General features: G+C 61.9%; 12 protein-coding genes and 1 pseudogene. 11 read left to right on the top strand and 2 right to left on the bottom strand.

The window, feature by feature from the left end:
- The coding region (locus CXY78_RS03320) for a helix-turn-helix domain-containing protein (RefSeq protein WP_104088045.1) at positions 1-231 on the top strand (231 nt) is incomplete at its 5' end.
- A 58-nt stretch (positions 232-289) separates the two neighbouring features.
- Here the strand turns inward: CXY78_RS03320 and CXY78_RS03315 are convergent.
- The gene (locus tag CXY78_RS03315) at positions 290-754 is read right to left on the bottom strand and encodes a GNAT family N-acetyltransferase (protein ID WP_104088044.1); all 465 of its coding nucleotides are present in this window, start codon (positions 752-754) and stop codon (positions 290-292) included.
- A 443-nt stretch (positions 755-1,197) separates the two neighbouring features.
- Here CXY78_RS03315 and CXY78_RS03310 point away from each other — a divergent pair, with 443 nt between their 5' ends.
- From CXY78_RS03310 to CXY78_RS03275, 9 genes and pseudogenes are all read left to right on the top strand, one after another.
- Positions 1,198-1,869, top strand: a complete 672-nt coding sequence (locus CXY78_RS03310; RefSeq protein WP_158253257.1) for a DUF2461 domain-containing protein — start codon at positions 1,198-1,200, stop codon at positions 1,867-1,869.
- Positions 1,870-1,900: 31 nt separating this feature from the next.
- Positions 1,901-2,545, top strand: coding sequence for a TetR/AcrR family transcriptional regulator (locus CXY78_RS03305; protein WP_158253256.1), 645 nt, complete (start codon positions 1,901-1,903; stop codon positions 2,543-2,545).
- Positions 2,546-2,630: 85 nt separating this feature from the next.
- Complete coding sequence (locus tag CXY78_RS03300; RefSeq protein WP_140425647.1) at positions 2,631-3,053, top strand: LexA family transcriptional regulator; 423 nt, start codon at positions 2,631-2,633, stop codon at positions 3,051-3,053.
- Positions 3,046-4,326: a Y-family DNA polymerase gene (locus CXY78_RS03295; RefSeq protein WP_158253255.1), complete on the top strand. Its 1,281-nt coding sequence runs from the start codon at positions 3,046-3,048 to the stop codon at positions 4,324-4,326. The genes CXY78_RS03300 and CXY78_RS03295 overlap by 8 nt, the downstream gene beginning before the upstream one ends.
- Positions 4,327-4,527: 201 nt before the next feature.
- The gene (locus CXY78_RS03290; RefSeq protein ID WP_104088038.1) at positions 4,528-5,487 is read left to right on the top strand and encodes an alcohol dehydrogenase catalytic domain-containing protein; all 960 of its coding nucleotides are present in this window, start codon (positions 4,528-4,530) and stop codon (positions 5,485-5,487) included.
- Positions 5,373-5,645 (top strand): hypothetical protein, encoded by a 273-nt coding sequence (locus tag CXY78_RS20655; protein ID WP_140425644.1) that lies wholly within the window; start codon positions 5,373-5,375, stop codon positions 5,643-5,645. Before CXY78_RS03290 ends, CXY78_RS20655 begins: the two co-directional genes overlap by 115 nt.
- Before the next feature lie 20 nt (positions 5,646-5,665).
- Entirely contained in the window at positions 5,666-6,325 is a 660-nt protein-coding gene (nth, locus tag CXY78_RS03285; RefSeq protein WP_104088036.1) for an endonuclease III, read from the top strand.
- A gap of 56 nt (positions 6,326-6,381) precedes the next feature.
- Positions 6,382-7,494, top strand: coding sequence for an alcohol dehydrogenase catalytic domain-containing protein (locus CXY78_RS03280; protein ID WP_104088035.1), 1,113 nt, complete (start codon positions 6,382-6,384; stop codon positions 7,492-7,494).
- Between the two features lie 94 nt (positions 7,495-7,588).
- Positions 7,589-8,874 (top strand): annotated as a pseudogene (locus CXY78_RS03275) (IS256 family transposase).
- Positions 8,875-8,966: 92 nt separating this feature from the next.
- Here CXY78_RS03275 and CXY78_RS03270 read toward each other — a convergent pair.
- The gene (locus tag CXY78_RS03270; protein WP_369827232.1) at positions 8,967-9,536 is read right to left on the bottom strand and encodes an IS30 family transposase; all 570 of its coding nucleotides are present in this window, start codon (positions 9,534-9,536) and stop codon (positions 8,967-8,969) included.
- Between the two features lie 145 nt (positions 9,537-9,681).
- Here CXY78_RS03270 and CXY78_RS03265 point away from each other — a divergent pair, with 145 nt between their 5' ends.
- A complete protein-coding gene (locus CXY78_RS03265; protein WP_369827230.1) occupies positions 9,682-10,887 on the top strand; it encodes an IS110 family transposase in 1,206 nt (401 codons plus the stop codon).
- Positions 10,888-10,930 lie beyond the last annotated feature (43 nt).

Genomic DNA, 10,930 nt, shown 5'->3' with positions numbered 1-10,930 from the left:
GAATTCGAGGCCGACCTGATCCGAGCACGCACCCGCGAAGGGATGCAAGTCGCCAAAGCGGCTGGCCAGCTCCGCGGCAAGCAGCCCAAACTGTCTCCGGCGCAGGAGAAGCACCTAGTCGAGGTCCACCAACGGGGCGAACACACCACCGCGCAGATCGCAGAACTTTTCAGCATCGCCAGATCCACGGTCTACCGGGCAATCCAACGAGCTGGGGACACCGCCGTCTGAACGTGCGTCGTGCAGAGGAGTACGGAAGCCAGTGGACAGCGATGGCACTATCGCGCGGTCATAGTGCCCCTGGCGTCAGATCATACGTAACCCACTGAGTAGACATAGCGGTCAAATCATAGAGGCGGCGGGCCCGAGTATTGTCTTCTGCCGTGATCCAGCGAACGACTGAGCGTCCTTCGCGTTCGGCCAGCGCGGAGAGTTCGCTCAGTAGCGCGCGCCCGACGACGGCTCCCCGAGCTGTCGAATCCGTGAACAGATCGTCGAGGTAGATGCCCACGCTGCCCGTTGAAGGACGAGAAAATCGACGGTAGTGCGCGAGCCCCACGAGTCGATCCCCGGACGTGGCGACGAAAGCATGGACTTCATTCGAGTCGTCATTGATCCAGGTCCAGACACGCTCTACGATGCTGTCATCGGGAGACAGCTCGTAGAAGTCTCGATAGCCCCGATAGAGCTCAGCCCACTGGGACGAGTCTGAGGTTTGGACCGCGCGGATAGAAACCGAATCGTTTGTGATCATCGACCCAGAGTATCTGCGCGCGTTCCGTTCCCTCCTCCGTTTCCATTCGGGCTTTTCTGGCCACGCGTCCACCGTCGGCGAGTGCAGTGCTACGGGGAGCCCGTTGAGGGTCCGCCTTACGGTCACGCGGTGGTGCGTGTCCTGTTGGCCGGGTGGTGGCGAATTCCATGGTTCGCCGAGGCGTGCGTCAGTGGAGATCCGCTCATACGTGCTCGCAGGGCGATGCCGCCCAGGATGATGACGACCATGGTCGTGGCCTTTGCGATTGGTCCAGGACCCGGAGGACTTCCCCGGTGGACGAGCACGGTGAATCGTCTACTGAATCTATCGACAACCACACAGATAAAGACGGTATCGTCCTATTATTAGGTTCGCGGTTTTCTCCGCGCCCCACTCCCTCAGAACCTCCTCAGGGCTGTGCAGCATATGACAGGACAAACACTGTGATTGACTCGAAGACTTTCGACTTTCTCCATGACATCACCGAGAACAACACCAAGGAGTGGTTTGAGGGACACCGGGATGCCTACAACGACGTCCTCGCCAACCTCACCGACGTTTCCAGCGCTCTCATTACCGGTTTCGACAAGGAGAGCGCTGGTTTTGCTGCTGCGAACCCCGATCCACGACGCACGATCTCTCGCATCCACCGGGACATGCGCTTCGCGAAACCGGGCAAGCCGCGCTTTAAGTCTGAGTTTTTTCTGATGTTCAAAGCCCCGGCGGCCGCGCCGGCCATCGCTGGGTTCTACCTGCATGTCGAGCCGGGGAACGTGTATTGCGGTGGTGGCGCGTTCACTCCGCAGCGCCGGGAGCTGACTCGTATCCGTAAGCGGTTGTCCGGTTCCTACGGGAAGTGGCTTGGTGTCGTGGAGTCTGAACCGATGACGAGCATGTTCCCGCATGGGCTCACCAGCCCCGGAAACTTGAAGATCGCGCCCCAGGGCTACGATCCGGACGACCCGGCCATCGAGTACCTACGGATGAAGGGGTACTGCGCGAACCGGCCAATGACGATGGCACGCGTGAAGGAATCCGAGTCGACGACCGACGTCGTCGAGACATTCAGCACGGTCCGTCCGCTGGTGGACTACCTGAACGAGGCCGCCCGGTGACCGTATGGTCGATCGGATGCCGTGGCCGACGATGACATTCCCTCTCCAGCCTGACCCGCCGCGGCGTGGTCGACCTCGCGCCGATCAGGCCGGCGAAGTCGAACAGCGGATCCTCGACGCCGCGACCACCCTCATCCTCACCCAGGGATATGCGAAGACCACCGTCGATCAGGTCGCCGCTGCTGCTCGGACCGGTAAGACAACCCTGTACGGGCGGTTCTCGACCAAGCCGGATCTGTTCGCTGCTGTCATTCGCCGTTCCACTGCGGAGTTTGCCCGCGCGGTCACGGTCGGGGAATCTGAGGGGTCTGCTGAGGAGCGCCTGGTGAAGGCCGGTCTCGAACTGGCTGATGTGACTCTGACCCGGTTCTGTATTGACCTGATGCTCGTCACGGCGGCTGAGTCTGACGCGTTCCCGGAGCTTGCGGTCGAGGTCGGCCGCGTCGGGTTCAGCCAGTGCGCCGCTGCGATCGCCGTGTGTCTGGCCGAGATCACGACGTTGGGCACGGTCGAGGCGGCAACCCCTTTGGGTGAGCGGTTCGTTCAGATGGCCCTGCACCCGTTATATATGCGGGCATTCTACGGCGAGGACCTCGCCGGTCTCCGCGAGCAGGCTCGCATCGACGTCGCCCTGGTCGCCCGGATGTTCTTCGCCTCTCTCGTCACCGCCCGCTGACCCGCCGTCTTGTCACCACGAATCCGCCGTCCGACCACCGCCTTCACCTGCGAGAGGATCACTTGTGCATACCGTTGTTGTTTCGATCCGGTCCGCTGCCGCAGACCCGGACGCGCCCCAGGTGTTCGCCCAGTTCGCTCCCGAGTCCGTCCACGCCGGCTTTCCCTCGCCCGCCACGGGCTACTACAACGGTCCAGTTGATTTGAACCGGCACTTGATGACGGATCCGACGGCGACGTTCATCGTCCGGGTCAGTGGCGACAGCATGATCGGCGCCGGTATCTGGGACGGGGATGAGGTCATCGTCGACCGGTCGCTGAACGCTCGGGACGGGAGTGTCGTCGTCGCCGTGGTTGACACCGAGCTCACTATCAAGCGTCTCCGCCTCGATCCCGACGGGGGTGTGCGCCTGATCCCGGAGAATCCGGCGTACCCGGAGATCGTGCTGGAGGAGATGAGCGAGCTGGTCATCTGGGGAGTTGTCACGAGGTGCCTGCACCGTGTCTAACGCCTCGTCTCTGGCTCTGGTCGACGCGAACAACTTCTACGTCTCGTGTGAGCGGATCTTCAACCCCGCCCTCGAGGGGAAACCGGTGGTGGTGCTCTCGAACAACGACGGGTGTGTCATCGCCCGTTCTGCCGAGGCCAAGATGCTCGATATCGACATGGCTGCCCCGTGGCAGGCCATAGCCCCCGAGGCCAGGCTGAAGGGAGTCATCGCCCGCTCCAGCAACTACGAGCTCTACGGCGACATCTCGGCCCGCACCGTCGAAATCCTCGGCCGATATACCTCTTCCCAAGAGGTGTACTCGATCGACGAGAGCTTCATCCGCCTCACCGGCACCCCCGCTCAGGTCACTGCCACCTCCCGCGAAATCCGCGCCGCGATCAAGAAGTTGATCGGGCTGCCGGTGAGCATCGGTATCGCTCCGAGCAAGACCTTAGCCAAACTCGCGAACCGCGGTTCCAAGTCTTCCCCGGCGCTCGAGGGTGTCTGCAACCTCGCCGCGTACACCCCCGCCCAGCTCACCTTGATCCTCGAATCGGTCGCGGCCGGCCAGGTCTGGGGAGTCGGCTCCCGGACAGCCCGAAAGCTTACCGGGATGGGCATCCATACCGCCGCCGGCCTCCGCGACACCGATGCGGTCCGCATTCGCAAGAGCTTCAGCGTCGTCATGGAGCGAACGGTGCAGGAGCTGCGCGGCATTGACTGTCTCCCGCTCGAGGAGGAACGGGCGGACAAGGAGCAGATCCAGTTCTCCCGCTCTTTTTCCATTCCGATCAGCACTGTCGCCGAGCTCGAGGAAGTCCTCTCCGTGTACACACAGCGGGCCTCGGCCAGGCTTCGGCAGCAGGGCTCCCTCGCCCGCCTTATGCGCTGCTACGCCTCGACGTCACCGTTCAAAGACAACCACACGACCCACGCCGTCTCCCTGGCCTTCCCCAATGCGACCGATGATCCGGTGGAGATGTACCGGGCGGCGATCGCCGCCCTCGGCCCGCAGCTCGACAGCAGCCAGCGCTACGTCAGGGTCGGTGTCAGTCTGCACGAATTCTCTCCTACCGACTCCCATGCCATCCTCGATATTTTTGGAACCGACCCGACACCCTTCGCCGCCGGTGCGGTCCTGGATTCCATCACCGCCCGCTACGGGCAGGAGAGCCTCGCGCTCGGCCTCGCGGGTCTGAAGACGAACCGGGCGTGGACGATGCGCCGCGAGATGGTGTCACCGCGGGCGACCACCCACTGGGACGAATTGGCCATCGTTAAGGCCAACTAGAGCGGTCTCAATCTGTCAGCACTCTCCCAGCCACTAAACAGGACTACTTCGTACGATTACTGTTAGTATCAGTGATACCACCCGGTTCGTCGCGCTGTTCACGGACGGTTCTTGTCGCTTTGTTGCGACCCTCCACCTCACTCATCGAGCTGAGGCCATCTTTGCGCCCGCAGTCTCTTCAACGTCCCCGTCAGGAACTCCATATCCCAAATTCGTGTTGCACGCCTCGTCACTGCTGGGGAACCGCTCGTCCTCGGCGTCGCCGACAAGCCAACTCCGGGCCCGAACGACGTCCTGGTCAAGGTCGTCGCCGCCGGCCTTGTCCCCAACGCCTACAACATCATCACCGTAGTGGGCGCCCCCGTCCCGACCCTGCCTGCGGTGTTCGGCCTCGACGTCTCCGGCGTCATCGAAGCCGTCGGGGACAATGTGCTCATACTCAAGCCCGGTGACCGGGTCTACGTCGACCCGCACATGACCTGCGGTACCTGCACCAGCTGCCGCCGGGGACGCGAGGACATCTGCCGCTACAACAGCCTCCGCGGCTACGTCGCCCTCACCCCCGAAGGTGGCGAACTGCTCAACCAGAACCCCCTCGGCGGCCTGTCCGAATATGTGATCGCCCCCGACGCCCGCATCGCCAAGCTGCCCGACACCGTTGACCTGCGCACCGCCGCCCGCTTGGGATACATCGGCACCTCCTACGCAGGACTCAAAAAAGTGGGCGTTGGACCCGGCAAGACGGTGCTGATCAACGGAGTCACCGGCACCCTCGGCCTCGCAGCCGTCGCGATCGCTCTCGGCATGGGCGCCACAACAATCCTCGGCATCGGTCGCAACCGCGACGTGATGCACCGAATCGAGCAGCTCGCCCCCGGACGGATCAGCACCCACAGTTCCGAAGACAACATCGACCTCGTCGCCTGGGCCCAAGATGCCACTGGCGGCGACGGTGTCGACGCCCTCTTCGACTGCTCGGCAACGGCGGCGACAGCAACAGCACCAACACGCTGCTGGCCGCCATCACCAAGGGTGGCCGCGCCGTCTTGGCCGCCGGTGGCGTCGACGGCCAGATCTCCCAGTCCTACTGGGACATCCTCACCCGCGACGTCGCCGTCGTCGGCTCACAGTGGTTCACCTCCACCGAGATCGACGAACTGATCACTCTGATCGGAGCCGGCGTCATCGACCTGTCCTTCCTCGAACACCGCAGCTACCCCTTGGACGAGGTCAACGACGCTTTCACGTTCGTTGACGACCGACCCGGCGGCTTCATCAACGTCGTCGTTCATCCCGGCGACACCGCCACCGCCATCTAACCGGACAGGCGGCGATACCCATGCTCGACCAGACAACCATCACCCGCGTGTACGAGGTCTTGAAGGACACCTACCCGACGTTCGACAACAGCGATGACGAATGGATGACCAGTGGAATGTCCGACACCCCTTTCCGGGTCATCGTCGCCACCGCCTTGTCCACCATCACCCACTCCAAACGGGTGATCCGCGCCTGCACCGCCCTGTTCGCTGAAGTGTCCACGTTCGAAGGCATTCTCGCGCTCACTGACGATGAGCTGCGTGAACTCATTCGCCCTGTTGCCCACTACAACATGAAGACCCTGTCGTTGAAGAAGATGAGCCAGCAGATCATGGACTGCCACGATGGTCAGATTCCGCACACGCACGATGAGTTGATGGCTTTGGCGGGCATCGGTCGCAAGTGCACCGATATCGTCATGACCACGCTCTTCGACGAATCCAGCGTCGCCGTCGATACCCACGTTCACCGCGCAGTCAACCGCCTCGGCCTCGTTCACACCACAACCCACGTCGCTACCGCCGACGCCCTGAACCGCATCACGCCGTTTGAGTACAAACGTCATGCCCATGAATGGCTCATCCAGCACGGAGACAAAGTCTGTGTCGCGGGGACACCTAAGTGCGGCGACTGTCCACTGACCGCCTACTGCGACTACTTCCAGAAAACAGCCCAGTAGGTCCACGGTGACACAGCAAAGAATCCCCAACTTCCCACGAACCCTAGGACAGAAACATGACTGAAATGAACGTCGCGCGCATGGTCGCCATCGGCAAGCCGCTGGAGGTGGGGACCGCTAAAATCCCGACCCCGGGTAAGAACGAGGTGCGGGTGAAGGTCGCGGCCTGTGGCCTCGTCCCGAACTCATTCAACGTCGTCAACGGCTACACACCGTTCGCGCTCCCCGACATGCCCTACATCTTCGGCCTCGACACCGCGGGCACCATCGATGCCGTGGGTGACGACGTCCTCAACCTCAAAGTCGGCGACCGCGTCTGGATCGATCCTGTCTTCGTCTGCGGGACATGCGAGACCTGCCGCAGCGGCCGCGGTGTCTGTCCCTTCGCCACGATGCGCGGCTACATGGGTACCAGCCCGCAGTCGAAGGAGATCATCAACCAGTGGCGAGACGGCGGCTTTGCTGAATTCACCCTTGCTCCCGCTGACAAGATCGCCCTCATCCCCGACACCCTGGACTACCTCACCGCTTCCCGGCTCGGCTACATCGGTACCTCCTACAACGGCCTCATGACCGCAGAGTTCACCCCGGGGCAGACTCTGCTCATCAACGGTGTCACCGGAACCCTCGGTATGGCTGCTGTCGCCATCGCCCTTGGCCTCGGCGCCACGAAAATCCTCGGCATCGGACGAAACAAAGACCGTCTCGAAATCGTCAAGCAGCTCGCCCCACACCGCATCGAGATCCTCTCCACCGAAGACGACGTCGACCCCACCGGCTGGGTAAACGCTCACACCAACGGCGCCGGCGTCGATGTGTTCTACGACTGCCTGGGCGTTGGTGGCGACGCCAACAGCACCAACGACCTCATCAAGACCGTCAAACCGTCCGGACGGACCGCCCTGGCCGCAGGCGGCGCCGTCGGTGACATCACCCAGACTTACTCGGAAGCGATGGCTCAAAGCGCCCCCATCCTCGGAACCGGATTTCCCACCCGACCGCAGATGTACAACCTGCTCAAGCTCATTGAAAGTGGCGTGGTTGATTTCTCCTTCCTCACTCACAAAACCTTCACCCTCGACAACGTCAACGACGCACTCGCCTACGTCGGCGATCGTCCCGGCGGAAACATCACTGTGTCTGTTCTGCCCAACGGCCCCTTGGTTTAGTACTCCGGCCTCCCGCGTGGAGCTAGTGGGGACTGTCTCTTAAACGGTGTTTCCGGCCTGACGCGCTGGACGTGGGTCTGGCGGGAAAGGTGCCGTGATGACGACACTTGATGCTGTGACGAAGAAGACGAAAAATGAGCCCACCCGTGAGGCGTTGGCGGCGAAGGAATGGGTGCGCCTGGCCAAGGAGCAGGGCCTGGCTCTGGACGGTCCTGAAGGGCTGCTGGGCCAGTTCACGAAAACGTTCCTGGAGACGGCTCTGAACGAGGAAATGACTGAGCATCTCGGTCATGAGAAGAACCGTGCCCCGGACGAGCGTGACGAATCCAACGTGCGCAACGGGACCCGGCCCAAAACGGTGATCAGCCCTCGACGGGGCCGGTGACCATCCAGGTGCCTCGTGACCGGGACGCCACGTTCACTCCGGTGATCGTGCCGAAACGACAACGCCGTTTGACCGGGGTCGATGAGATTGTGCTGTCGTTGTATGCCTGCGGCCTCACGACCGGGGAGATCAGCGCGCACTTCAACCAGATCTACGGTGCGCAGGTCTCCAAAGAGACGATCTCTCGCATCACGGACAAGGTGATCGAGGAGATGCAAACGTGGCAGTCTCGCCCCTTGAACGGCGTCTACGCGGCGATCTTCATCGACGCGATCGTCGTGAAGATTCGGGATGGGCAGGTCGCCAACCGGCCCATCTACACGGCCATCGGCGTGACCTTGGACGGCGATAAAGATATTCTTGGGTTGTGGGCCGGCACCGGCGGTGAGGGCGCCAAATTCTGGATGTCTGTCCTGACCGACATCAAAAAACCGTGGTGTCACCGACACGTTCTTCCTGGTCTGTGACGGGTTGAAAGGGCTCCCGGACGTTGTCGGGAACGTGTGGCCGTTGACACGGTGCAGACGTGCATCATTCACCTCATTCGGAACACGTTCAAGCTGTCCTCGAAGAAGGATTGGGATGCGATGAAACGAGCGGTGAAACCGATCTACACCGCTCCGACCGTCGACGCCGCACGGGCAGCATTGGACGATCTGACCGAGATCTGGGGAAAGAAATACGGTGCCATCATCCGGTTATGGGAGTCGGCATGGGAAGAGTTCACCCCGTTCTTGTCCTACGACCCCGAGATCCGCCAAGTGATCTGCTCCACGAATGCGATCGAGTCACTCAATGCCCGGTACCGGCGGGCGGTGCGTGCTCGAGGGTATTTCCCCACCGAGCAGGCCGCTCTAAAATGCTTGTATCTGGTCACGCGAAGTCTCGATCCCACCGGTGAGGGCCGAGCTCGTTGGACGATGCGTTGGAAGCCAGCTCTCAACGCCTTCGCCATCACCTTCCACGACCGCTGGCCGAACGCAGAATCCTACTAATGAAAAACGCCGGAAACACCGTTAACGAGACACACCCAGCTAGTGGGCTGCGGGATAGCTATTTCAGCTGTCCCGCAGAGGGTTCGGCGGATTCAACCGGTCGTCGCAACGATGGGATTTTCTGGCTCTGACAATAGTCGTTCCATGGCTTGAGCGGGTGTGATGCCGCCGAGTGTTTTGCGGGGTCGATTGTTGAGTTCGGTAGCGACTTCGAGCAGTCGCTCGGGCGAATGGACGGATAAGTCGGTGCCTTTGGGGAAATATTGGCGCAGTAGGCCGTTGGTGTTCTCGTTCGTGCCCCGCTGCCACGGCGAATGTGGATCACAGAAGTAGATCGCGATCCTGGTGGCCAGCGTGATCTGCCGGTGCTGGGCCAGCTCGGTTCCTTGGTCCCACGTCAGAGTCTTCGCCAAGTGGTCGGGGAGACTTCTAATGGCGGCCAACAGCCCCTCGCGAACCGTGATCGCGCCGTGGTCACCGGGGAGGTGGACCAGCATCGTGAAGCGGGTCTGACGCTCCACCAAAGTGGCGATCGCCGACCGGCAGTGTGACCCCAAGATCAGATCGCCTTCCTTACGTTGTTGTGGTGGGTGATTTCGGGACTGTCGTAGTGTGTCGATCACCCTCGGGTGGCGGGTATGGCTGAGATCGCCTTGCCGCATAAACGGCTCACTGGGAATGGCCGCCCGCTGCCCGCAGATGACTCGACCGCTGATTGAGAATTGCGACATTGATCGCTGGGTAAGGACGTGCCGGCGTGGTTATCGACAGGGAAACTGCTATCAACGAGACGGAAGGAACATTCAGATGCCAGCAGTATGGGCGGGAATCGATTCAGGAAAGCGGGCGCATCACTGCGTCGTGATCGACCAGACCGGGGAGATGCTTCTCTCCCAACGGATAGATAACGACGAGACCGTGCTGCTCGAAATCATCGCCACGGTCACCGAGATCGCCGATGGACACGAGGTCGTATGGGCGACGGATCTGAACTCAGGCGGCGCAGCGCTCCTGATTTCCCTGCTGGTCGATCACGGCCAGCAGCTGCTCTACATCCCGGGCAGAATCATTCACCACGCGGCTGCGACCTACCGCGGTGACGGCAAGACAGACGCGAAAGATGCCCGAATCATCGCCGATCAGGCACGGATGCGCACCGACCTCCAACCCGTTCGCGATAGTGATCAGATCAGCGTCGACCTGAAACTCCTGACCGCTCGACGCCTGGACATCATCCACGATAGAGTGCGCGCAATCAATCGGCTCCGCGCGACCATGCTGGAATACTTCCCCGCGCTGGAGCGCGCGTTCGACTACTCCACAAGCAAAGCCGCTCTCACCCTCTTATCGACCTACCAGACGCCCGGAGCGCTTCGCCGGATGGGAGTAACGCGTCTGGCGGCATGGTTGAAAGCCCGCGGCTGCCGCAACAGCGCCACCGTCGCCCAGAAAGCAATCGACGCCGCGCGTGAGCAAGAAACGACGTTGCGCACCGAGATTATCGCCGCCACCCTCGTGTCGCGCCTGGCCGCCGTAATCACCGCAATCGACGCAGACCTCGTCGACCTCGACAAAACCATCACCGCCCGATTCAACGAGCACGAGAACGCTGAGATCTTGGAAAGCATGCCAGGATTCGGGCCCATCCTCGCCGCCACGTTCCTTGCCAACACTGGAGGCGACCTGCGCAGCTTCGAAAGCCCGGACCGGCTTGCAAGCGTTGCCGGCGTCGCACCAGCTCCCAGAGACTCCGGCCGCATCAGCGGCAACCACCACCGACCCCGCCGATTCAACCGACGGCTGTTACGAACTTGCTATCTCGCAGCACTATCAAGCTTGAAGAACAGCCCCGCCTCCAGGGCTTACTACCACCGAAAGCGCCGCGAAGGGAAAAACCACAAACAGGCGCTGCTCGCTCTCGCCCGGCGACGCATCAACGTCCTCTGGGCAATGCTCCGCGACCACACCCTCTACCAGGAACCAGCCGAGATCCCGATGCTCAAAACCGCTTGACAAAGACATTGAGATTCCCACGGCCCAGGCACGGCGCGATCCT

The sequence above is a fragment of the Cryobacterium sp. N19 genome (assembly GCF_002929595.1).
Lineage (GTDB): Bacteria > Actinomycetota > Actinomycetes > Actinomycetales > Microbacteriaceae > Cryobacterium > Cryobacterium flavum.
Note: the sequence above shows the minus strand (reverse complement) of the source record. Positions and strands in the feature narration are given on the sequence as shown.